Source organism: Enterobacter quasihormaechei (assembly GCF_004331385.1).
Classification (GTDB): domain Bacteria; phylum Pseudomonadota; class Gammaproteobacteria; order Enterobacterales; family Enterobacteriaceae; genus Enterobacter; species Enterobacter quasihormaechei.
The window spans coordinates 129426-151093 of the sequence record NZ_SJON01000005.1 but is presented as its reverse complement, the minus strand read 5'-3'; the positions used below and the strand labels follow the sequence as shown (position 1 = coordinate 151093).

The window sequence follows — 21668 nt, the reverse complement described above, 5'->3', positions numbered from 1 at the left end:
AAGGACAGAATAGCAAATTGAAAGGGTATGCAAAAGAGGAACTTACCCTGTCGCACGGGCGACAGGGCAGAGTTTAGCGGACGGTTTTTGGCGTCATCACGCGGCGCGCACCCACATAGTGGCGCACCCAGTAATCTTCGCTGAGGGAGGTGATCTGAATGTCCCGTCCGCTGCGCGGTGACTGGATAAACTTACCGTTACCCACGTACACCCCAACGTGATCGGCCGTGCCGCGTCCCTGAGTGCGGAAGAACACCAGGTCGCCATTTTGCAGCTCGCCCCGGTTTACAGGCGCGGCGTCGCGCAGGTGGTACATTTCATTGGCGGTACGAGGAATGCGGAACTTCACCAGATCTTTATAGGCATAATAGACCAGCCCGCTACAGTCAAAACCGGTGCGGGGAGAGGTGCCACCCCAGCGATACGGTTTACCAATTTGCCCCATCAGCTTATTCATCGCCGTTTTTTGCGCTTTCTGCATACGCGCTTTATGCACGTCAGCCAGCTTCGTCACTTTAGCGCATTTTGTTTTATGCCCTTTGCGCACGGTGCATTTTTCACTCACAAGGCTGGCGGTTTTACGGGTGGTTTTGTGCGTGCCGGAACGGAGGGTTTTGGTTTTGCTGGAGGCGGTCTTTTTGGTCTGAGCGGTGGTTTTCTTTTTAACGGTTTTGCTGGTGGTTTTTTTCTTACGTTCTGTGGCTTTTGCCAGATGCGTTTTTTGTACAGCAGAATGCCGCGCCTGTTCGGAGGCGTTCGCCGCTGGCGTCAATGAGAGTGTGGTAAACAGTAAAGCACAGAGCGTCATCGAGATTTTAGTTATCCGCGCCACTGGGCAGTCCCCTGATAAGTGCAGGCCAATAAAGCATACCCGCGTGAGATTTACAAAACCTGTCGATTCTAATCCATAAAATCAGAATAAGTTAATAGCATTTTTCATTCAAAAATTGTGTTTCGTTAGCAAGTGCAAAAAAATTCACCATTCTGTTGCACGCGTGTTCGCTCCTTAAGCAAAACCGCACGGTGCGTGGCGTTAAGCGTCATTTGCAATGCAACTTTATGCGATAAGCGATAAAATAATGAGACGTGACAAAAATGTTATTTTCCGATGTCGGCCTGAACCGCTACAATGTCAGACTGATGCCGTAACAGAAGTTAAAGGAAGCAAGACATGAGCACCACTATTGAAAAAATTCAGCGCCAGATCGCTGAAAACCCGATTCTCCTGTACATGAAAGGTTCCCCGAAGCTGCCAAGCTGCGGCTTCTCCGCGCAAGCTGTTCAGGCGCTGTCTGCCTGTGGTGAGCGTTTTGCTTACGTTGATATCCTGCAAAACCCGGACATTCGCGCCGAGCTGCCAAAATACGCAAACTGGCCGACCTTCCCACAGCTGTGGGTTGATGGTGAACTGGTTGGCGGATGCGACATCCTGATTGAAATGTATCAGCGTGGCGAATTGCAGCAGCTGATCAAAGAGACTGCGGCGAAGTATAAAACCGAAGAGCCGGACGCAGAGTAAGTTTTCTGCTGATATAAAAAAGCGACCACATTATGCTGGTCGCTTTTTTTTTCGCGTGGCGCTGTCGCTTACCCGTCTTATGACTGAATATCGGCCTCGTCGCCCATCGGCAGGGGCCAGCCGCCCAGTCGTTTCCAGCGGTTGACGATCTCACAGAACAGCTCTGCCGTGCGCTCTGTATCGTACAGCGCGGAATGGGCCTGGGTGCCGTCAAACGCGATACCCGCTGTGATGCAGGCTTTGGACAGCACGGTTTGCCCCAGCGCCAGGCCGCTCAGCGCAGCGGTGTCGAAGGTCACAAACGGATGGAATGGATTGCGTTTCAGCGAGGCGCGCTCGGCGGCAGCCATAGTGAAGCTATGATCGAACGTCGCGTTGTGGGCCACCATGATGGCGCGGCTACAGTCATTTTCTTTCATGCCTTTACGCACCATTTTGAAAATGGCGTGCAGCGCCTCGTATTCGCTTACCGCCCCGCGCAGCGGGTTTGTCGGGTCGATTCCGTTAAAGGCCAGCGCCTCTGGCTGTAAGTTTGCCCCTTCAAAGGGTTCAACGTGGAAATGCAGCGTGGTGTCCGGTACAAGCCAGCCCTGTTCATCCATCTTCAGCGTGATGGCAGCAATCTCAAGCAGCGCATCGGTTTTAGCGTTAAATCCGGCTGTTTCTACATCAATGACAACGGGATAAAAACCACGAAAACGGTCGCACAGACCGGTAAATTGAGCGTTATCGGACATCAGGGTCTCTTACAAGGGGGAAAAAGCAGTGCGCATTATGGCAAATTTTGAGAGGGGATGCAGCAAAACAACGGGCGCATAGTGCGCCCTGTGGGATCAGTTGCCCAGACCGCGACCAGCGTCTTTGGCTTCGATCAGCTCGATTTTATAACCATCCGGATCTTCAACAAACGCAATCACGGTAGTGCCGCCTTTAACCGGACCGGCTTCACGGGTGACGTTACCGCCGTTGCTGCGGATACGTTCGCAGGCTTCCGCCGCGTTATCCACTTCCAGCGCGATGTGGCCGTAAGCCGTGCCCAGCTCATAGCTGTCCACGCCCCAGTTATAGGTCAGCTCAATGACCGCTTCATCTGACTCCGGGCCATAACCCACAAAAGCCAGAGAGTATTTATATTCCGGGTTTTCGCTGGTGCGCAGCAGCTTCATGCCCAGAACGTTAGTGTAGAAATCGACAGAACGTTGCAGGTCGCCAACGCGCAGCATGGTGTGAAGTAGGCGCATAATTTCCTCATTAACCAATGAAATGGATTATCTTTTTGAACAGAAACGATGTTTTAGTATAGCGGCGAAATGTCGCCGCTATCAACGTACAAAGCGGGATTAGAGTGAAGGGTAGTCGGTATAACCTTCCGCGCCGCCACCGTAGAAGCTTTCAGGGCGCTGCGGGTTCAGTTCGGCTTTCTTCTGCAAACGGGTCACCAGATCCGGGTTTGCAATGTAATCGCGGCCAAAGGCCACGGCGTCGATCAGGCCTTTCCCGATCAGGTCTTCGGCTTTTTCTGCCGTATAGGCACCCGCCCCGATAATCACGCCGTGGAAGCGCTCGCGCACTTTCTGGCGGAAGGCTTCGGTGTAAGGCTTGCCGCCAGCCCAGTCCGGCTCGGACATGTGCAGATACGCGATACCGCGTTTCGCCAGCTCTTCAATCAGATACAGCGCGTCCGCTTCTTCGTTCGGACCGTTGTCGACGTTCTGGAAGGTACCGATCGGGGAGACACGAATACCAATACGGTCAGCGCTCCACTCGTTACAAACGGCGTCTACCACTTCAAGCACCAGACGCGCACGGTTTTCGACGCTGCCGCCGTACTGGTCGGTACGCTGGTTGGAGGACGGTGACAGGAACTGATGCAGCAGGTAACCGTGCGCAGAGTGCAGCTCGACCAGGTCAAAGCCTGCTTCACGGGCGTTGGCAACGGCCTGGCGGAAATCGTTCACGATACCCGGGATTTCGTCCAGCTCCAGCGCGCGCGGCGTGGTAGTGTCGACGCGGATCGCGTTACCGTTTTCATCGCGCAGGGAAGTACGGGTATTCGCGTTCAGGGCAGAGGCAGAAACCGGTGCCTGACCGCCAGGCTGGATGCTGCTGTGCGAGATACGACCGGTGTGCCACAGCTGAACGGCGATACGGCCATCTTCAGCGTGCACGCCTGCGGTGATTTTTTTCCATGCGGCGATCTGTTCCGGGCTGTGCAGACCCGGCGCACCGGCGTAGCCTTTGGCCTGGGCAGAAATCTGCGTGGCTTCGGAGATGATCAGGCCAGAGCTGGCGCGCTGACGGTAATATTCACCCATCAATGGCGTTGGGATGTCGCCCGGCTCGATGCTGCGCAGACGGGTGAGTGGGGCCATAAACACGCGGTTTGGGGCGGTAACGGCACCGACTTTCAGTGGGGTAAATAGCTTTTCAGCGGACATAACGGCTCCTGAGTAGACCAGTCGACTAGTAAAAGGGTAAATAAAAACGCCGGCTACGCGCCGGGCGCCGTAATACAACGTTTCACATGCGCCAGCGCGCTTTCGAGCGGCACGGCACTGCGAGAAATTTTTGCTTGCAGGTTGGCGCCTAGCCAGAGGGAATAGAGCACCTGTGCCTGCGTGAGCGGATCGCTGGAGAAGGTGAGCGTTTGTTCATCGCGGCCTTTATCCAGCGCCTGAGCCAGCAGAGCGATAACGCCGCTGGCCCCTTTATCCATGGCGGTGCGCATATCTTCGGAAAGATCGCACACTTCGGCAGACAGTTTTACCGTCAGGCAACCGCTGATGATGCCCTGCTGACAGAACTGCGTCAGCGTTTCCTGATAGTAGTTCAGAATACGATCCCGGTAATTCCCTTCACCGCAGGCGAAGTGGGTTGCCAGGCGCTGATGATAGCTGGCGTAGTGCCGCTCCAGCATGGCCACGCCAAACGCCTCTTTGGATCGAAAATAGTGATAAAACGATCCCTTAGGGACTTCAGCGGTTTTTAACAACTCGCTCAGCCCCATACCGGTAAACCCGCGATGCATGCAAAGGCGCTCGCCGGTAGCCAGTAAATGTTCGCGCGTATCGTGTTCTGTGTGTCTGCTCATGCCTTCACTCTAATAGACCGTTCGGTCTAATGCAAGCCAGCCTGGCGTCGACATTGCGACAAAATATCCAGCTGTGGTTGATAAACCGTTGATTTCACGTCCATCATGCCCAGCACGGTGGCGAACAAATTATCCTGTGAAACCGCATCTTTTGCAGCATGGGCGCGCAGGCAGTCCGGGTTTACGCCAAAGTTTTTCACGTAATCCGGGGAGAGCCAAAACATGAACGGAATATGCGTTTGCTGTTCCGGGGCCAGCATATACGGCGTGCCGTGCAGATAAATACCGCTTTCGCCGAGGGACTCACCGTGATCGGAGAGGTAAATCAGCGCCGTATTCATACTGGCCTGCCGGGCTTTCAGCGCGTCGATGGTTCGGCTGAGGACGCTGTCGGTATACAGAATCGAGTTGTCATAGGTATTGATCAGCGACTGATGATTGCAATCCTGGATTTCATTGGTATCGCACGTTGGCGTGAATTTCCGGAAGCTGTCCGGGTAACGGTTGTAATAGGCCGGGCCGTGGCTCCCCATCAGGTGAATAACAACAACCGTGTCCTGCTTCAGACCATCCAGCACGTTATCCAGACGGTACAGGTTGACATCGTCCAGACAGGATTTGTCCTTACAGAACCGATCCAGTTTCCACTGCGTCATGTCCGTATGTGGCACGCGGTTACAGGCACCTTTGCACCCGCCGTCATTGTCGCGCCATAGCAGGTTGAATCCGGCGTGCTTAAGCACATCAAGCAGACCTTCCTGATGGTGGGCGAGGTCAGCGTCATATTTTTTCCGCGTCATGCCGGAGAACATGCAGGGGACAGAAACGGCGGTTTCCGTGCCGCAGGAGGTTGCCTGTGGGAAGTTGATGACATCCTGCTTTTTCAGCTCGGGGTTGGTTTCACGCGGGTAACCATTTAACGAGTAATTTGCGGCGCGGGAGGCTTCGCCCACCACCAGAACCAGCACGGTTTTCTTGTGCTGGCCGGAAATCAGCGCGCCTTTATGGGCATCCTCGCCGATGCGGACCAGCGTCTGGTCGCCGGCAAACCAGCGCATTTCGCTGTACTTCACTATGGCGCTGACGTAATTCGCTGGCGTGACCATTTTCACGATGCTTTTGTTATTGCGGAACAGCGAAGCGTAGTCTTTATAGAATACCGCCGCGACCAGGATAATCACCAGCAGCGCGCCGAGCATGGCGGCGAAACGCGTCAGCAGGGCATACCACCATTTTCCGCTTCGAATGCGCGTCAGGGCTAACACGATGGAAGGAACCAGACCCGCCACGACCAGCCACAGGAGCATCTGCGGCGTCACCAGGGCTGTCGCTTCCTGAGAGTTAGTCTCGAATACGTTCACCATCATGTTCTGATCGATAACCGCGCCATAGGTATACATAAAATACGTCGCGGCGGCGCATCCTATGGTCAGGACAATCATGAGCGGCTTGCGAATGTAGGGAATATTCAGCAGGCTAAAAACAATGACCCAGCCGCAGAACAGCACCAGCGGCACGCTGGCGGCAAAAAGCACGTCGTGCACACGGGAAGGTGCGATAATCGACCAGCTACGCTGAATAAACAGCGCATTTAATACGGTGAAAAAAAGCGCACAGGCCAGGGTAAATTTTATATCGTTACAGCGTAACTTTTTAGCAAGCCACATGATGATTCAACCATTCGTTATATCAATGCGACGAGTATAAGAAGCGAAGATTAGCGAAACCTTAATGCCCCGTTTGTGGGGAACACCCTTGCATGCAGGCCAATTAGGGTCTTCACTGTAGGGAATGATGGCGTTGTGGAGGTGGGTGTGGCAGAGCAACTGGAATTTTTCCCTGTCCAGAGCCCGTGCCGGGGTATTTGTCAGGTTGATGAAAAAGGGTACTGCCGCGGGTGCATGCGCACGCGCGATGAACGTTTTAACTGGCAAAACTTCAGCGATGCGCAAAAGCAGGAGGTCTTACGGCTCTGTCGACAGCGACTGCTGCGCAAAATTCGCGCAAACAAAGCGGTAGAAACCGAAGAACCTCAGCAACCCTCACTGTTTTAGCAAGGTAATTGCGTATACTGGTGACATGACTTCCTTGAGGAAAATGTTATGGTTCAGCGTATTACCCTTGCCCCGCAGGGCCCGGAATTCTCCCGATTTGTAATGGGCTACTGGCGCCTAATAGACTGGAATATGTCTCCCGTCCAGCTGGCGAACTTTATTCAAGAGCATCTCGATCTCGGGATCACTACCGTCGATCACGCTGATATTTATGGCGGCTATCAGTGCGAGGCTGCCTTTGGCGAAGCGCTGAAGCGGGTGCCGGCGCTGCGTGAACGTATGGAGATTGTGACCAAATGCGGTATTGCCACCACGGCAAAACCGGAGCATGCCCTCGGACATTACATCACCGCCAGCGCGCATATCGTTAAAAGCGCCGAGCAGTCGCTGGTCAACCTCGCCACCGATCGTATCGACCTGCTGCTGATCCACCGTCCCGATCCGTTGATGGATGCGGATGAGGTTGCGGAAGCGTTCCTGACGCTGCACCAGAGCGGTAAAGTGCGTCATTTCGGCGTGTCTAACTTCACACCGGCACAGTTTACGCTGTTGCAGTCTCGTCTGCCGTTTACGCTGGCGACGAACCAGGTGGAGATCTCGCCTGTTCACCAGCCGCTGCTGCTGGACGGAACGCTCGATCAGCTGCAACAGTTACGCATTCGTCCGATGGCCTGGTCTTGTCTCGGCGGCGGTCGCCTGTTTAACGATGAGGCCTTCCAGCCGCTGCGTAACGAACTTGAAACCGTGGCCCGCGAACTGAATGCGGAAAGCATTGAGCAGGTGGTTTACGCCTGGATCCTGCGCCTGCCGTCTAAACCGCTGCCCATTATCGGCTCCGGCAAAATTGAGCGCGTACGCGCTGCGCTGGTGGCTGAAGAGCTGGATATGTCGCGTCAGCAGTGGTTCCGCATCCGCAAGGCGGCTCTGGGCTACGACGTACCCTGAGCACGCGGAGTCTGACTTTCCGGTGAAATCTGCGCCTCTGGTATAGACTTAAGGTGCAAAAAATAACCCGTGGAGGTCATATGAAGCGTTTTGCTCTGGCAGTGGTCACGCTGGTTGTTTGCGCAGGAGCGCAGGCAGCCAGCGAAGAAGTTGAAATGAATCTCGTCACTTCTCAGGGAGTAGGCCAGTCCATCGGGACGGTGAAAATCACCGAAACCGATAAAGGGCTGGAATTTGCACCCGATCTCAAGGCTCTTCCACCCGGCGAGCACGGTTATCACGTCCATGCCAAAGGCAGCTGTCAACCCGCAATGAAAGAGGGCAAACCAACAGCGGCGGAAGCCGCAGGGGGACATCTGGATCCGCATAACTCCGGCAAGCATGAAGGTCCTGAAGGCATGGGGCACCTCGGCGATCTGCCGGTGCTGGTGGTGAATAACGACGGTAAAGCTACCGATCCCGTTGTTGCGCCACGCCTGAAAAAGCTTGACGAGGTCAAAGGCAAAGCGCTGATGATCCACGTGGGGGGCGATAACATGTCCGATCAGCCTAAACCGCTGGGCGGCGGCGGGGCGCGCTATGCCTGCGGCGTGATCTGATCGCCAATCGTTCCGGGTGGCGGCGCCTGTTCAAGCTGTGACAGGGAGCAGTGCAGCCGCCAGATAATGGACGCCAGGTCGCGGGCCGCTGGCAGATGATGGCGCGCCAGCACGTCGCAAATACGCTGAAGTTCGACCAGCGTGACGCTAAGGGGGCGTTGCTGAACCCCGCGCTCGCTCATCACATCGCGGAGCATGGAAATACAATTATCACGAACCTGCGCCAGCGGGTCGGAACGCGTCTCCCAGGCGCGTAACTGCCATACCACGTGCGAACAATTCAGCAGCACCACGCCCCAGCGCAGTAGCCAGCGTCGGGAGAGGGAATCCTTGCTGTTGTTCAGCTGGCTTACGTGATGGTAAACCAGCGATTCATACTCGCTTTCGCGCAGGTGCGGCCTGCGGCTCAGCTGATCCACGAAACCTCTGCGTAACTCCCGGATATGCCTGCGGCTTTTACGCGCGTCAGAGCCCGGGCGCAACACGGCGAAGGCCAGCCACGCCAGCCCCACGCCGAGGATCTTCGCCAGGTTGTCATTGAGAAACTCGGCGTAATCGTACACCGGCGGATTTGTCACCGAAATAAAGGAGCCCATAAAGACAATCAGCTGTCCCCACAGGCCGGCCAGTTTAGGCATTTGCAGCTTAAGCAGCTGCATGGTGGTTAACAGCGGAAACAGGAACAGCAGGAACTGCCACAGATCGCTTATCTGCACCATCAAACCGAACTTAACGACAAAGCTGAACAGCGAGAGCAGCACCAGGGTGCGCATCAGGAGCGTCAGGGAGTTGAACGGGGAGGCCGCCACGGAATAGAGCACGCAGCTGATGGCGGCGAGGGTGAGCGCCGCGCTGCCCGCTTCCCACTGGGTGGTAATGGCCCATGCGCCAACCAGCATCAGCGCGCAAAAGGTGCGAAATCCGCTCCACAGCGCTTCCATCGCATCAGTATGGCGCGCCAGAGCAGGGCTACCGGGAACGGAAAATTCGGTGACGGGGGTAGCATTTTCGACGGCTTTTAACCAGCGGCTGCTGCGCAAATACAGGTGGCAAAAATAGTTCAGACGCTGCCAGAAGGCGCGGTGCCGATAGTCATATTCATCCGTTGGGGCGAGCGGGGCGATAATGCGGGCCACGGTATAGATATCGGAATCCTGACGCGCAAGGGTGGCCAGCAGCGCCTCGATAACCTCCCGGGTATGCGCGGGCGGTGCAGGCCAGTTCAGCAACATCCGGCGCAGGCTTGAGATCGCACTCGTCATCCGCAATTGCTGATGCAGCAAATAGTTAAGCAGCGTGTTCTGACGGCGAAAACGGTAGTGGCTCCAGAAAGCCTGGATGCGCAGCAGGTTCATGGTCAGGATCTGGCCGATAACTTTTTCATGCGCGATACGGATATCATCGTTAGTATCAGGCTGCCAGAGCAGGCTGGCATGTTCCAGCAAACGCGCGTGCATCGTTTTAAGGGCGGTGATGAGCGCGGTGCCATCTGAGGTGCTGGGCAGGATCATCATCATGACGCCCCCGCAGAGAATGCCGACCATCACTTCACACACGCGTGCCTGGGCGATATCCCACAGCTCGGTGGTATCCAGCACGTTAACGACGGGAAAGGCGATAATGGCCGCGGTGTAACCTGCCAGCTGAAAGGCGTAGGCGACGTTATTGGTAAAATGGGCGCAGGCCCAGGTGCACAGCCCCAGCCATGCCGACATGCTTAACAGAAACAGCCAGGGATCGTTCAGGGTATGGCCGGCAAGGAGCAACGCGGCGGTCGCTCCCAGCAGGCTACCCGCCACGCGCCCGAGGCTTTTACTGATAACGCCACCGACGGTCGGGAAGCTGACGACCGCCGCAGAGGTCATCGCCCAGTAGGGCTCATCCAGATTCAGGTAATAGGCAACCGTAAGCGCAAGGCACATGGCGATGCCGTTGCGCAGCGCGTAGCGCCACTGCGGGCGCGTCGCTTTTATCCAGGGCATATTGCGCCAGGAGAAAGCCCCCAGGTTCATCACCGCGACCCGATGGAGACGGTGCAGGTTGTGCCTGAGACCAGGGTGATGTCTTTCGGCAGTTGATCAAACTCGACGCGAACAGGGACTCGCTGAGCCAGACGCACCCACGGCACGTTGGGTTTGATATCGGGCACCAGGCCAGAGTCGGTTTCGACGCTCTGATCGTAAATCGCCCGGCCTATGCTTCCAACGTGACCCTGTAACGTCTCTGCGCCGCTGTAGAGCGTGATCCGGGCAGGTGCGCCCTCGCGAATATGGCGCAGCTTGGTCTCTTCAAAATAACCCACAACATAGAAAGAGTGGCTATCGACGAGGGCAAAAACCGGCTGCCCTGTGGTGGCATAATCACCTACGCGGGTAGACAGGCTCGTTACCCATCCATCCACCGGGGCTTTAACCACCGTCTGGGTCAGCTGCCACTCGGCCTGTTTCAGGGTTGCCTCTGCAACCTTCAGGCTGGCCTGCATGGTTTTAACATTGATATTGGCGGTGTCGAGATCTTCCGCAGAAATGTAGTTTCTCGACAGGTGTCGGCGGCGGTCGGCTTCGTTATTGGCTTTTGCCAGATCGGACTGAGCCTTAGCGAGCTGCGCCTGGGCATTAAGAACCGCAATGTGGAAAGGGGTCTCATCGATACGGAATAACACATCGCCTGCGTGAACGAACTGATTATCCTTCACCAGTAGCGCGCTGATACTGCCGGATACCTGAGGCGTGATGCTGACCTGTTCTGCACGAACCTTACCATCGCGCGTCCAGGGAGACTGCATGTAATAATTCCATAGCCACCAGCCGGCCAGCAGCGCCAGGACTAAAACGAAAAGAGTGGAAAAGTATTTTAACGTTTTCAATGACATTCTCACCACACGGTTAACACGGCAAGGCCAAGACAGACGGAGAGGGTAAACAGGGAGAGATCCATCAACATCGGGTGCCAGATTTCACCGGAATACATCCAGTCGCGCAGCAGGCGATGCGCAATGAGCCAGATCACAAAACCCACCATCACGGCTTTAAAGAGTGGCGGAAAGTAGACCGATGCGCCAACAATCAGATCCTGGAGGGGCAACCCTGCGGAGGGGGAAAAGAACGTCACAAGCAGCGATCCTTTGCAGTGGGGTAAGGGCCACAAGGGCATGTTTCAATGCGATGGCGCATTACAGTTCAGTGTAAATCATCGTTTCAGGAATGATGAATACCGTGATTGCATTTGTTTTGGCAATACAAATACTGCAAACTATTCTAAAATCACTATAATCACTTAGCAAGCTAATTATAAGGAGATGAAATTGGAATCGCCATTAGGTTCTGATCTGGCAAGGTTGGTACGCATCTGGCGTGCTCTGATTGACCATCGCCTGAAACCTCTGGAACTCACGCAGACGCACTGGGTTACGCTGCATAATATTCATCAGCTCCCGCCCGACCAGTCACAGATCCAACTGGCAAAAGCGATTGGCATTGAGCAGCCGTCACTGGTGCGTACCCTTGACCAGCTGGAAGAGAAGGGACTCATCTCCCGACAAACCTGCGCCAGCGACCGTCGCGCCAAGCGGATCAAATTGACGGAAAAAGCGGCCCCGATTATTACTGAGATGGAAACCGTCATCAGTAAGACGCGAGGGGAGATCCTGTCCGGTATTTCCCCCGCAGAGCTGGAGATGCTGATCGGACTCATTGCCCGTCTTGAGCAGAATATCCACGATCTGCAATCCCGCGACTGACCGAAAGAAAAGGCCTTGTGAATCCAGGGCCTTTCTTATTATCTGAATACCACCACCCGGTTTCGCCCCGTCTCTTTTGCCTCGTACATGGCTTTATCTGCGCTCTCCACGCAGGTTTCCGCACTGGTTTCTGGCGACGTTGCGGTGAATACGCCCATGCTGATGGTAATGGGCTCCGGCAGATGACCACCGCTGCTGGCTTTATCAAACCCGCTCAGCTTGAGGCGGATGCGCTCGGCCACCTGCCGCGCGGCGTCTGAAGGGGTATTGGTCAGCATCAGCACAAACTCTTCACCGCCGATTCGGGCCGCGATATCCTGGGGGCGCACGGAATCCGTCAGCAGATTAGAGACAAACTGTAAAACCTTATCCCCCTGCAAATGCCCGTAACAGTCGTTGATGCGCTTGAAACGGTCAAGATCGCTTACCACCACCGATACCGGATGTGCCTCCGTTGCCGAGCTGAGGGCGTAATTTAACGAATCATAAAAATAGCTGCGATTATAAAGACGGGTAAGCGGGTCGCGAATTGAATTTTGATAAGACTGCTGATATTTCACGTGCGAATCACGATACAAATTAAAGACGTCGGAAAGTAAAATGAAAATAATCATTAACGTCGCGACAGTTTCGAATAACCGTGCGCGATACCATGAAACATCTTCTGCGTGTCCGCCTAACAACAGCATTAACAGCGTGACGACATAACAGACGCATAAAAAATTGCCGCCGATCCAGAACAAATTTCTTATCCGGGTTACGGCCATCAGGGTGATTAAGGTGATAACCCAAAGAATGACCAAAATGATATTGATGGTCTGGCTCCAGAGAACCATAAACTTCCGGGTTTCATTATCCACAAGATCCAGGGTTAGCATCGTGGAATAGCTGGAATAGAACCACGCCAGCCCGAGCATGCAGCCCGTAAAGAGCGTCGACCCGGCGACAATGCCGATGTGGGCGCTTCGTGAAAGGGGGGAAGCGCGAAGCGTATACAGCAATACTGAGGCCATCATCAGTACCGCCATTAAGAGGTGGCGGAACATATAAAAGATCATCGCGTCATTATAGTTCGCCTCGTTGAACTGATAGAGATCCAGCCAGGCCGGAAAGCTGGACAGTGTACCCACCATCAGCAGTGCAGAACCGGCAAAGGCCAACGCAATCGGAACGAGATATAACCGTTTTTTATCGCACCAGTATTTCATCGCCATAAAACAGGCGATAAACAGATGGAATACCAGGAGAAATATCGTGAGCGTAGGGAAAAATAGCGGAGAGAATGAAGGAACCCATTCTACAAGCTTTATAAAAAAACCTTGTAATACGGCAATGATAACAATGCACCCAAGTGCGAAGGCCACAAAGCGGTTCTTTACAAATCGACAGATCGCAAGCATAGAATTTTAAAAAAAAGTAAAAAAGGGAAAAAAGAGAATCAGACGAGTCTAAAGGAAAGAAATAAAAGATACTTTGCGCAGGAACAATTTCAGATGAAATTAACCATTCACCGTGTGAATGTGTTTTTAGAAATATATTTTTTAAGATGATATTTTTTGTAAAAGGATGCGGCCCGAAGAGACCGCATCCAGCGGGATATTAACGCGGGGAGACAGTGACCTGGCTGCCGTTGCTTGCCAGAACCACGCGCTGGCCAGCAGAGAAGCGGGTGTTACCCTGTTTCTGCACAACCATAATGGTGCTGCCATCGTCTTTACGGATTTCCAGCTCAACGCCCTGGGTTTTGTTCATCGCACCCTGAACGCCCTGACCCGCTACACCGCCGGCCACTGCGCCCGCTGCGGTAGCCAGAGAACGACCGGTGCCGCCGCCAATGGTGTTACCCAGGAAACCACCCAGTACAGCACCACCAATAGCGCCCACAACGTTCGTGTCATCGCCACCCTGAATCTGAACAGGACGGGCATTAACGATAGTACCGTATGTCACGTTCTGTACCTGTTTAGCTTCAGAAGCACTATATACGTCGCCGGAGAGTGAATTGTCGTTCACACAACCCGCCAGTGTTAAACCAATCAGCGAAACGCCCATTACACGTAAAATCATTTGACTCTCCTGTTCACCAAAAAACGCCCGTACGGGGCATCCGTTATGGCTAAATTATATGGCATTCCTGACCACACTTCCTAACTTTGCATGCCGAATAAATAAATTTTACTGGAACGTGGCTTAACGGAACATAAACAAAAGCCGCCTGCGTTACAGGCCTGAGATTGTTAAAAATTATTATCACCGCATAGCAAAGCAGCGTTATTTATGGTGGAGTGGTTGCACTTAGCCCACGTAACGTAAGGAAAGCGCATGAAATCGGGTCGCTATATCGGTGTGATGTCTGGTACCAGTCTCGACGGTGTGGATGTCGTTCTGGCTGCCATTGATGAAAACATGGTGGCGCAGCAGGCAAGCCTGAGCTGGCCTATTCCGGTCTCGTTAAAAGAAGAGATTCTGAATATCTGCCAGGGGCAACAGCTGACGCTTTCCCAGCTGGGCCAGCTGGATGTGCGTCTGGGGGCACTGTTTGCTGATGCGGTCCTGGCCCTGATGCAGCAAGAAAGACTTCACCCGCAGGATATCGTGGCGATAGGCTGCCATGGGCAGACCGTCTGGCATGAACCGGTCGGCGAGGCGCCGCACACGATGCAAATTGGCGATAACAACCAGATTGTGGCAAAAACCGGCGTGACGGTCGTGGGCGATTTCCGACGTCGGGATATGGCCCTAGGAGGGCAGGGCGCGCCGCTGGTGCCGGCCTTTCACCAGGCGCTGCTGGCGCACCCGGTGGAGCGCAGAATGGTCCTGAACATTGGCGGGATCGCCAACCTGTCGATGCTCATTCCCGGGCAGCCCGTACGTGGATACGATACCGGACCCGGCAATATGCTGATGGATGCCTGGATCTGGCGTCAGAGCGGTAAACCCTACGACAAAGACGCGCAGTGGGCCAGCCAGGGTAAAGTGATCCTTCCGTTGCTGCAAACCCTGTTAAGCGATCCTTTCTTTGCCCTGCCAGCGCCGAAAAGCACGGGGCGAGAGTATTTCAACTACGGCTGGCTTGAACGTCAGCTGGCGCGCTTCCCCGGTCTGGCGCCTCAGGATGTGCAGGCCACGCTGACCGAGCTTACCGCCGTGTCGATTTCTGAACAGGTGTTGCTCAGCGGCGGGTGCGAGCGTCTGCTGGTATGCGGGGGCGGAAGCCGCAACCCGCTCCTGATGGCGCGCCTCGCTGCCCTGCTGCCGGGCACTGAAGTCACCACCACTGATGAAGCCGGGATCAGCGGAGACGATATGGAAGCCCTGGCCTTCGCCTGGCTTGCCTGGCGCACGGTTGCCGGTCTGCCGGGGAATTTACCGTCCGTCACCGGTGCGCGGGAGGCGAGCGTCCTCGGGGCCATTTTCCCCGCAAACCCGCGCCATAATCAGAGTTAACTGAAATTCAGCGCCAGACGTAACTCGTAAAATAGGGAAAAACAGGAGGGCGGCTACGCCCTTCAGGACCAGGATAGTCTTCGGAATTTGCCCATGAAAAAACTTCTTCTCATTGCTGTGCCTTTTCTTATGACCGGATGCAGCGTCTATAACCAGTTCGTCGAGCGTATGCAGACCGATACGCTGGAATACCGTTGTGATGAAAAACCGCTGACGGTGAAGCTCAACAACACGCGTCAGGAAGCCAGCTTTATTTATGACAATAAACTGTTGACGTTGAAGCAGGGAATGTCGGCCTCCGGTGCGCGCTACTCTGACGGGATCTATGTCTTTTGGTCGAAGGGTGACAGCGCCACCGTCTACAAGCGAGACCGCATCGTGCTGAACAATTGTCAGCTTGAAAATCCGAAGCGTTGAGATTTTTAAAGGGGGCGCGCACAATAGCGCCACCTAATCTCACTTTCAGCTAACGCCATGTCAGATAACGACGAACTACAGCAAATTGCGCATCTGCGCCGTGAATACACCAAAGGCGGGCTGCGCCGCCAGGATCTTCCCGCTGAACCGCTGGTGCTTTTTGAACGCTGGCTGAAGCAGGCCTGCGAAGCGAAACTGGCCGACCCGACGGCAATGGTGGTTGCGACGGTTGATGAAAATGGTCAGCCGTATCAACGCATCGTACTGCTCAAGCATTATGACGAGAAAGGGCTGGTGTTCTACACCAACCTTGGCAGCCGCAAAGCTCACCATCTGGAAAATAATCCGCGTATTAGCCTGCTTTTCCCGTGGCATATGCTGGAGCGTCAGGTAATGGTCACCGGCAAGGCGGAGCGCCTCTCTACCCTCGAAGTGGTGAAATATTTCCACAGCCGCCCGCGTGACAGTCAGATCGGCGCCTGGGTCTCTAAACAGTCCAGCCGAATCTCGGCCCGCGGCGTACTGGAGAGTAAATTCCTCGAACTCAAACAGAAGTTTCAGCAGGGTGAAGTGCCGCTGCCGAGTTTCTGGGGCGGGTTCCGCATTCCCATTGAGCAAATGGAGTTCTGGCAGGGCGGTGAACACCGTCTCCACGACCGCTTTTTATACCAGCGCGACAACGGTGGCTGGAAAATAGACCGACTGGCGCCGTAAACCCTGAAATTTGTTGTGTTAAGCGCTAGCGCACACCGCGCTGGCGCTTTATTCTATGTACCTTTCGCACCAGGCGAAAAGTCGTGTACCGGCAAAGGTGCAGTCGTTTATACATGGAGAATTTGATGGCAAGCAGTAACTTGATTAAACAATTGCAAGAGCGGGGCCTCGTGGCTCAGGTGACGGACGAAGAAGCGTTAGCAGAGCGACTGGCGCAAGGCCCGATCGCGCTCTATTGCGGCTTCGATCCTACCGCTGACAGCTTGCATTTGGGGCATCTTGTTCCGTTGTTATGCCTGAAACGCTTCCAGATGGCCGGCCACAAGCCTGTCGCGCTGGTTGGCGGCGCGACCGGTCTGATTGGCGACCCCAGTTTCAAAGCCGCTGAGCGTAAGCTGAATACCGAAGACACCGTTCAGGAGTGGGTGGACAAGATCCGTAAACAGGTTGCACCGTTCCTCGATTTCGATTGTGGTGACAACGCTGCGATTGCGGCGAACAACTACGACTGGTTTGGTGGCATGAACGTGCTGACGTTCCTGCGCGACATCGGTAAACACTTCTCTGTTAACCAGATGATTAACAAAGAAGCGGTCAAACAGCGTCTTAACCGTGACGATCAGGGCATCTCTTTCACCGAGTTCTCCTACAACCTGTTGCAGGGCTATGACTTTGCCTGCCTGAACAAGCTGCACGGCGTCTCTCTGCAAATTGGCGGTTCCGACCAGTGGGGTAACATCACCTCCGGTATCGATCTGACCCGTCGCCTTCATCAGAATCAGGTGTTTGGTCTGACCGTGCCGCTGATCACCAAAGCAGACGGTACCAAGTTCGGTAAGACCGAAGGCGGTGCGGTATGGCTCGATCCGAAGAAAACCAGCCCGTACAAATTCTACCAGTTCTGGATCAACACGGCGGATGCCGATGTCTATCGCTTCCTGAAGTTCTTCACCTTTATGGATATCGAAGAGATCAATGCGCTGGAAGAAGAAGACAAGAACAGCGGTAAAGCACCGCGCGCCCAGTACGTGCTGGCGGACGAAGTGACCAAACTGGTTCACGGCGAAGAAGGTCTGGCGGCGGCGAAACGCATCACGGCGAGCCTGTTCAACGGCACCCTGAGCGATTTAAGCGAAGCGGACTTCGAACAGCTGGCGCAGGATGGCGTGCCGATGGTGGAGATGGAAAAAGGCGCCGATCTGATGCAGGCGCTGGTCGACTCCGAGCTCCAGCCGTCTCGCGGTCAGGCGCGTAAAACCATCGCCTCTAACGCGATCACCATCAACGGTGAGAAACAGGCCGATCCGGAATACACCTTTACCGACAACGACCGTCTGTATGGTCGCTACACGCTGCTGCGTCGCGGTAAGAAAAACTACTGCCTGGTCTGCTGGAAGTAATTAAAAGTATGCAGGGGCGTGGGAAACCACGCCCCTTTTGTTTTGACAGGGTTTGGTAAGTACAAGATGAAGAACATCCTCGCCATTCAGTCCCACGTTGTTTTTGGACATGCTGGCAACAGCGCTGCGGAATTCCCGATGCGCCGCCTCGGGGCCAACGTCTGGCCCCTCAATACCGTCCAGTTCTCGAATCACACCCAGTACGGTAAATGGACCGGCTGCGTGATGCCGCCGTCGCATCTGACGGAAATCGTTCAGGGCATTGCGGATATCGACCAGCTTAAACGCTGTGATGCTGTACTGAGCGGCTATCTGGGCTCGGCGGAGCAGGGGGAGCATATCCTCGGCATCGTGCGCCAGGTGAAAGCGGCTAACCCTGCGGCGAAATATTTCTGCGATCCGGTGATGGGGCATCCGGAAAAGGGCTGCATCGTAGCGCCGGGCGTTGCGGAGTTTCATGTCCGTCATGCGTTGCCCACCAGCGATATTATTGCGCCCAACCTGATTGAACTGGAGATCCTGAGCGAGCATCCGGTTAACAGCGTAGAAGAGGCTGTAAGCGCTTCTCGCGAGCTGATCGCTCAGGGGCCAGAGATTGTACTGGTTAAACACCTGGCACGCGCAGGATTGAGCCAGGACCGTTTTGAGATGCTGCTGGTGACGAAGGACGAAGCCTGGCACATCAGTCGACCGCTGGTGGATTTCGGTACACGTCAGCCCGTCGGGGTCGGTGATGTGACCAGCGGTTTACTGCTGGTGAAGCTCTTACAGGGCGCGAGCCTGCGCGATGCGCTGGAGCACGTGACGGCAGCCGTTTATGAAATCATGATTGCGACAAAGACGATGCAGGAATATGAGCTACAGGTGGTTGCGGCGCAGGATCGTATCGCGAAGCCGGAGCACTATTTCAGCGCCACACGGTTATAACCGTCCAGAGTTCGTAGGCCGGGTAAGCGTCAGCGCCACCCGGCAACACAGGCCACTCGGTTAATTCAGTCCTTCCGCTTTCAGCGCCGCTGCCACCGCAGGGCGTTCTGCCACGCGCGCCATATATGACGCAATATGATCTAACCCGTCCATGTTCAGCTTAACCGCGCGCGCCCAGCGCAGAACGGTAAACAGATAGGCATCGGCGATGGTGAAACGCGAGCCCCCAATCCACTGGTCGTCTTTCAGCGCGTCGTTGATGTACTGTAATTTTTTCTCCAGCAGCATGCGTACGGTGGGTTTGTACTCTTCCGGCGTGTCCGGGCGGAACAGAGGCGTAAAGCCTTTGTGCAGTTCGGTGGCAATATAGTTAAGCCACTCCAGCGTCTTATAGCGCGCAATGCTGCCGGTGGGGGCAAGGAGCTGACGATCCGGTACGTTGTCCGCCAGGAATTGCATAATCGCCACGCCTTCGGTCAGCAGGGTGCCATCATCCAGCAGCAGGGCCGGAACCTGCCCTTTTGGGTTAATCGCAAAAAAGTCATCCCCGTTTTCCAGGCGCTTTTTCATCAGGTCAACGCCGTCCAGCGTGAAATCCTTACCGCTCTCGCGAAGGGTGATATGCGAAGCAAGAGAGCAGGCGCCCGGTTTATAGAACAGTTTCATCGGTAACTCCTTTTTGCTGAGGTTCCCGCTATGTTAGTGCGCGTTCGGATAAAAAAAAAGCCGCTAATCAATTAGCGGCTTCTGTTCAGTCGTTTCCCGATGACATTACGCGTTAGCGGTGTTGGTCGCTTTAGCGGATTTGTCGTCGTCCTGCGTCATACGATTGAGTTTAGGTGCGGTCAGCAGCATCAGTACGGCAATCACGGCGGTCGCGATACCAATTTGCATGAACACGGTGCCGTAGACGTTCAGGGAGACCAGCGGGTCGGTAACGTTGTCCGGTACCGCCATCAGATTCGCAATCTTACCTGCAATGATCGCTGCACCCGCGGTAGTCAGGAACCAGCTACCCATGATGAAGCCCATCAGACGCTGAGGAACCAGCTGTGCAACCATCGCCAGGCCCAGACCGGAGATCATCAGCTCACCGATAGACTGCAACGCATAGCTCAGGATCAGCCAGTTAACAGAAACGATACCCGCATCGGTCGCGAATTTCGTCCCCAGCGGCAGCACCAGGAACGCGCCAGAGCACAGCACCATACCGATAGCGAACTTGTGCGGCATCGGCAGACGGTCACCCATCTTGTTATAGATAGCGGCCAGAATCGGGCTACCAATCATGATCCAGAACGGGTTCAGTGCCTGATACTGCTCCGGCTCGAACGCGATACCCAGAATGGAGTGTTCAACGTTGCGGATAGCGAAGAAGTTCAGAGACGTTGGCATCTGGCTGTACAGAACGAAGAAGATAATCGCTTCCAGCATCAGGATGAACGCCACAATCATCTTACGACGTGCCGCACCCTGCATCGCGAAGGCTTCTTTAGCGAAGATGATCACGATACCCAGCGCAACCACGGCCAGTACGGCACGTGCAATACCCTGGTTGTGCAGCAGCCAGGTGGCAACAGCGGCCAGGATCACAATGCCGACGATGGTTGCCAGCAGTTTGCCCATATGCACGGGTTCGAAGTCTGGTTTAGAACCATAATCTTTAACCCAGCTACGGCAGAACAGGAAGTTCACAACGGTGATCAGCATACCCACGAAGCTCAGCGCAAACGCTACGCTCCAGCCGAATTTCGCGGCCAGCCATGGGGTTGCCAGCATAGAGAAGAATGAACCGATGTTGATGGACATGTAGTACATGGTGAATGCACCGTCCAGACGCGGATCATCTTTGTTGTAGCAGGTAGAAAGCAGGGAGGACGGGTTAGCCTTAAAGAGGCCGTTACCTACCGCGATGGTGGCCATGCCCATGTATACCACGCCCGCATCGTGCCCGGACCATGCAACCAGACCATAGCCAATCGCCAGAACCACGGCGCCCAGCATAATCACGCGTTTCGTACCGAGGACTTTATCGCCTAACCAGCCGCCGATAGCGACCAGGCCATAGACCAGAGCACTGAAGGACGAGAACAGCGTGATGGAATCGGCTTCGGACATACCCAGTTGCTTCACCAGGTAAACGGCCATAATCCCTTGCAGGCCGTAGTAGCCAAAACGCTCCCATAATTCGATAGAGAAAATGAGATAGAACGCTTTAGGCTGTTTGAAAGCGTTCAGACTTACGCTTTCCTCTGTTGGTTTATTGTTTGCAGTCGACACATATACCTCTTTTTTTACATCCCATATTAACGGGGGTGTTCATAGCGTGATGACCGTAGTCCATCCGCTTTATAGTTATATTGGGAGGGGAAACGGCGGGTAATGTTCACTATCCAGCCCCATCTGGCAATACGTTTGTAATAATCTGTTACATATAACTGCGGCGGTATATTCATCGGTTCACGCAAATGTTATGCAGCGTTAAATTTCATCCGTTGAGAATTGTTGGTTTTTTTCACTGTAAATGACCCTGTTGAATGGCTGAATGGCGATATGTTCTGCTATTTTGGGTAAATGGCAGTGATATAGCCCATATTCTGAAAAATGACTGGTCTTATGTGCGGCGTGGAGTCGATGAGATCTTGTCTGGCTAAGGGGTAGGAAGGGTTTTAACAACAAAAATCCAACATCAGGTTATCAGAGTGATCGCGATCACAGATGTATAGAAATTTTTGGTGATGAAAAAACTATTAACCTGTTTGAGTGTTAAATGACCGAAGAATCGACAAGGCTTAATGTAAAAAGAGAGGGCAATT

Annotated in this window: 23 protein-coding genes; 10 read left to right on the top strand and 13 right to left on the bottom strand. The window is 54.5% G+C overall.

From position 1 onward, the window contains the following. Positions 1 to 73: 73 nt before the first annotated feature. Positions 74 to 832, bottom strand: coding sequence for a C40 family peptidase (locus E0L16_RS09355; protein ID WP_063867003.1), 759 nt, complete (start codon positions 830 to 832; stop codon positions 74 to 76). Positions 833 to 1171: 339 nt separating this feature from the next. Here E0L16_RS09355 and grxD point away from each other — a divergent pair, with 339 nt between their 5' ends. Beyond that, complete coding sequence (grxD, locus tag E0L16_RS09350) at positions 1172 to 1519, top strand: monothiol glutaredoxin 4 (RefSeq protein WP_003832760.1); 348 nt, start codon at positions 1172 to 1174, stop codon at positions 1517 to 1519. Between the two features lie 77 nt (positions 1520 to 1596). On the opposite strand, the gene rnt is transcribed toward grxD, so the two are convergent. The 5 genes from rnt to eptA form a co-directional block, all read right to left on the bottom strand. After that, entirely contained in the window at positions 1597 to 2256 is a 660-nt protein-coding gene (rnt, locus tag E0L16_RS09345; RefSeq protein ID WP_063448929.1) for a ribonuclease T, read from the bottom strand. A 96-nt stretch (positions 2257 to 2352) separates the two neighbouring features. Next, entirely contained in the window at positions 2353 to 2760 is a 408-nt protein-coding gene (gloA, locus tag E0L16_RS09340; protein ID WP_063448928.1) for a lactoylglutathione lyase, read from the bottom strand. Between the two features lie 99 nt (positions 2761 to 2859). Further along, positions 2860 to 3957 carry an alkene reductase gene (gene nemA / locus E0L16_RS09335; RefSeq protein ID WP_063867000.1) on the bottom strand — a complete coding sequence of 366 codons (1098 nt, stop codon included), beginning with the start codon at positions 3955 to 3957 and terminating at the stop codon, positions 2860 to 2862. Positions 3958 to 4010: 53 nt separating this feature from the next. Beyond that, a complete protein-coding gene (locus E0L16_RS09330) occupies positions 4011 to 4610 on the bottom strand; it encodes a TetR/AcrR family transcriptional regulator (protein WP_131636789.1) in 600 nt (199 codons plus the stop codon). Between the two features lie 26 nt (positions 4611 to 4636). Continuing rightward, positions 4637 to 6277 (bottom strand): phosphoethanolamine transferase EptA, encoded by a 1641-nt coding sequence (eptA, locus tag E0L16_RS09325; protein WP_131636788.1) that lies wholly within the window; start codon positions 6275 to 6277, stop codon positions 4637 to 4639. Between the two features lie 147 nt (positions 6278 to 6424). Between eptA and E0L16_RS09320 the strand changes: the two genes are divergently transcribed. The 3 genes from E0L16_RS09320 (at position 6425) to sodC (ending at position 8208) form a co-directional block, all read left to right on the top strand. Next, positions 6425 to 6664 (top strand): DUF1289 domain-containing protein, encoded by a 240-nt coding sequence (locus tag E0L16_RS09320; protein WP_063866994.1) that lies wholly within the window; start codon positions 6425 to 6427, stop codon positions 6662 to 6664. Between the two features lie 48 nt (positions 6665 to 6712). Further along, positions 6713 to 7609 carry an aldo/keto reductase gene (locus E0L16_RS09315; RefSeq protein ID WP_131636787.1) on the top strand — a complete coding sequence of 299 codons (897 nt, stop codon included), beginning with the start codon at positions 6713 to 6715 and terminating at the stop codon, positions 7607 to 7609. A gap of 80 nt (positions 7610 to 7689) precedes the next feature. Continuing rightward, on the top strand, positions 7690 to 8208 hold the full coding sequence (gene sodC / locus E0L16_RS09310) for a superoxide dismutase [Cu-Zn] SodC (protein ID WP_063866991.1): 519 nt from the start codon (positions 7690 to 7692) through the stop codon (positions 8206 to 8208). Here sodC and E0L16_RS09305 read toward each other — a convergent pair. From E0L16_RS09305 to E0L16_RS09295, 3 genes are read right to left on the bottom strand one after another with little or no spacing between them, the layout of a single operon-like run. Then, positions 8187 to 10220 (bottom strand): FUSC family protein, encoded by a 2034-nt coding sequence (locus E0L16_RS09305; protein WP_131636786.1) that lies wholly within the window; start codon positions 10218 to 10220, stop codon positions 8187 to 8189. The genes sodC and E0L16_RS09305 overlap by 22 nt on opposite strands. Beyond that, on the bottom strand, positions 10220 to 11080 hold the full coding sequence (locus E0L16_RS09300) for an efflux RND transporter periplasmic adaptor subunit (protein WP_063866986.1): 861 nt from the start codon (positions 11078 to 11080) through the stop codon (positions 10220 to 10222). Before E0L16_RS09300 ends, E0L16_RS09305 begins: the two co-directional genes overlap by 1 nt. Before the next feature lie 2 nt (positions 11081 to 11082). Beyond that, a complete protein-coding gene (locus E0L16_RS09295) occupies positions 11083 to 11319 on the bottom strand; it encodes a DUF1656 domain-containing protein (RefSeq protein ID WP_063866984.1) in 237 nt (78 codons plus the stop codon). Positions 11320 to 11506: 187 nt separating this feature from the next. On the opposite strand from E0L16_RS09295, the gene slyA reads away from it, so the two are divergent. Then, complete coding sequence (gene slyA, locus E0L16_RS09290; protein ID WP_063448919.1) at positions 11507 to 11947, top strand: transcriptional regulator SlyA; 441 nt, start codon at positions 11507 to 11509, stop codon at positions 11945 to 11947. A gap of 38 nt (positions 11948 to 11985) precedes the next feature. On the opposite strand, the gene E0L16_RS09285 is transcribed toward slyA, so the two are convergent. After that, positions 11986 to 13347 (bottom strand): GGDEF domain-containing protein, encoded by a 1362-nt coding sequence (locus tag E0L16_RS09285; protein WP_131636785.1) that lies wholly within the window; start codon positions 13345 to 13347, stop codon positions 11986 to 11988. Between the two features lie 199 nt (positions 13348 to 13546). Beyond that, positions 13547 to 14014 carry an outer membrane lipoprotein SlyB gene (slyB, locus tag E0L16_RS09280; RefSeq protein WP_063448917.1) on the bottom strand — a complete coding sequence of 156 codons (468 nt, stop codon included), beginning with the start codon at positions 14012 to 14014 and terminating at the stop codon, positions 13547 to 13549. Positions 14015 to 14269: 255 nt separating this feature from the next. On the opposite strand from slyB, the gene anmK reads away from it, so the two are divergent. From anmK to pdxY, 5 genes are all read left to right on the top strand, one after another. After that, positions 14270 to 15394 carry an anhydro-N-acetylmuramic acid kinase gene (gene anmK, locus E0L16_RS09275; RefSeq protein ID WP_063866979.1) on the top strand — a complete coding sequence of 375 codons (1125 nt, stop codon included), beginning with the start codon at positions 14270 to 14272 and terminating at the stop codon, positions 15392 to 15394. Positions 15395 to 15481: 87 nt separating this feature from the next. Further along, positions 15482 to 15811, top strand: a complete 330-nt coding sequence (gene mliC / locus E0L16_RS09270; protein ID WP_107535221.1) for a C-type lysozyme inhibitor — start codon at positions 15482 to 15484, stop codon at positions 15809 to 15811. Between the two features lie 57 nt (positions 15812 to 15868). Next, positions 15869 to 16525 (top strand): pyridoxamine 5'-phosphate oxidase, encoded by a 657-nt coding sequence (pdxH, locus tag E0L16_RS09265; RefSeq protein WP_003857601.1) that lies wholly within the window; start codon positions 15869 to 15871, stop codon positions 16523 to 16525. A gap of 125 nt (positions 16526 to 16650) precedes the next feature. After that, positions 16651 to 17925, top strand: a complete 1275-nt coding sequence (gene tyrS / locus E0L16_RS09260; protein WP_063866975.1) for a tyrosine--tRNA ligase — start codon at positions 16651 to 16653, stop codon at positions 17923 to 17925. Between the two features lie 66 nt (positions 17926 to 17991). Further along, positions 17992 to 18852: a pyridoxal kinase PdxY gene (pdxY, locus tag E0L16_RS09255; protein ID WP_131636784.1), complete on the top strand. Its 861-nt coding sequence runs from the start codon at positions 17992 to 17994 to the stop codon at positions 18850 to 18852. A 60-nt stretch (positions 18853 to 18912) separates the two neighbouring features. Here the strand turns inward: pdxY and gstA are convergent, their stop codons facing one another. After that, positions 18913 to 19518 (bottom strand): glutathione transferase GstA, encoded by a 606-nt coding sequence (gstA, locus tag E0L16_RS09250; RefSeq protein WP_063448912.1) that lies wholly within the window; start codon positions 19516 to 19518, stop codon positions 18913 to 18915. Between the two features lie 105 nt (positions 19519 to 19623). Next, the gene (gene dtpA / locus E0L16_RS09245; RefSeq protein ID WP_107535673.1) at positions 19624 to 21132 is read right to left on the bottom strand and encodes a dipeptide/tripeptide permease DtpA; all 1509 of its coding nucleotides are present in this window, start codon (positions 21130 to 21132) and stop codon (positions 19624 to 19626) included. Positions 21133 to 21668: the final 536 nt, after the last annotated feature.

What these genes read in the sequence shown, in the direction of transcription:
- grxD (WP_003832760.1), top strand. Translation starts at nt 1,172, where the DNA reads ATGAGCACCACTATTGAAAAAATTCAGCGCCAGATCGCTGAAAACCCG.
- rnt (WP_063448929.1), bottom strand. Translation starts at nt 2,256, where the DNA reads ATGTCCGATAACGCTCAATTTACCGGTCTGTGCGACCGTTTTCGTGGT.
- gloA (WP_063448928.1), bottom strand. Translation starts at nt 2,760, where the DNA reads ATGCGCCTACTTCACACCATGCTGCGCGTTGGCGACCTGCAACGTTCT.
- nemA (WP_063867000.1), bottom strand. Translation starts at nt 3,957, where the DNA reads ATGTCCGCTGAAAAGCTATTTACCCCACTGAAAGTCGGTGCCGTTACC.
- E0L16_RS09330 (WP_131636789.1), bottom strand. Translation starts at nt 4,610, where the DNA reads ATGAGCAGACACACAGAACACGATACGCGCGAACATTTACTGGCTACC.
- eptA (WP_131636788.1), bottom strand. Translation starts at nt 6,277, where the DNA reads ATGTGGCTTGCTAAAAAGTTACGCTGTAACGATATAAAATTTACCCTG.
- E0L16_RS09315 (WP_131636787.1), top strand. Translation starts at nt 6,713, where the DNA reads ATGGTTCAGCGTATTACCCTTGCCCCGCAGGGCCCGGAATTCTCCCGA.
- sodC (WP_063866991.1), top strand. Translation starts at nt 7,690, where the DNA reads ATGAAGCGTTTTGCTCTGGCAGTGGTCACGCTGGTTGTTTGCGCAGGA.
- E0L16_RS09305 (WP_131636786.1), bottom strand. Translation starts at nt 10,220, where the DNA reads ATGAACCTGGGGGCTTTCTCCTGGCGCAATATGCCCTGGATAAAAGCG.
- E0L16_RS09300 (WP_063866986.1), bottom strand. Translation starts at nt 11,080, where the DNA reads ATGTCATTGAAAACGTTAAAATACTTTTCCACTCTTTTCGTTTTAGTC.
- slyA (WP_063448919.1), top strand. Translation starts at nt 11,507, where the DNA reads ATGAAATTGGAATCGCCATTAGGTTCTGATCTGGCAAGGTTGGTACGC.
- E0L16_RS09285 (WP_131636785.1), bottom strand. Translation starts at nt 13,347, where the DNA reads ATGCTTGCGATCTGTCGATTTGTAAAGAACCGCTTTGTGGCCTTCGCA.
- slyB (WP_063448917.1), bottom strand. Translation starts at nt 14,014, where the DNA reads ATGATTTTACGTGTAATGGGCGTTTCGCTGATTGGTTTAACACTGGCG.
- anmK (WP_063866979.1), top strand. Translation starts at nt 14,270, where the DNA reads ATGAAATCGGGTCGCTATATCGGTGTGATGTCTGGTACCAGTCTCGAC.
- pdxH (WP_003857601.1), top strand. Translation starts at nt 15,869, where the DNA reads ATGTCAGATAACGACGAACTACAGCAAATTGCGCATCTGCGCCGTGAA.
- tyrS (WP_063866975.1), top strand. Translation starts at nt 16,651, where the DNA reads ATGGCAAGCAGTAACTTGATTAAACAATTGCAAGAGCGGGGCCTCGTG.
- pdxY (WP_131636784.1), top strand. Translation starts at nt 17,992, where the DNA reads ATGAAGAACATCCTCGCCATTCAGTCCCACGTTGTTTTTGGACATGCT.
- gstA (WP_063448912.1), bottom strand. Translation starts at nt 19,518, where the DNA reads ATGAAACTGTTCTATAAACCGGGCGCCTGCTCTCTTGCTTCGCATATC.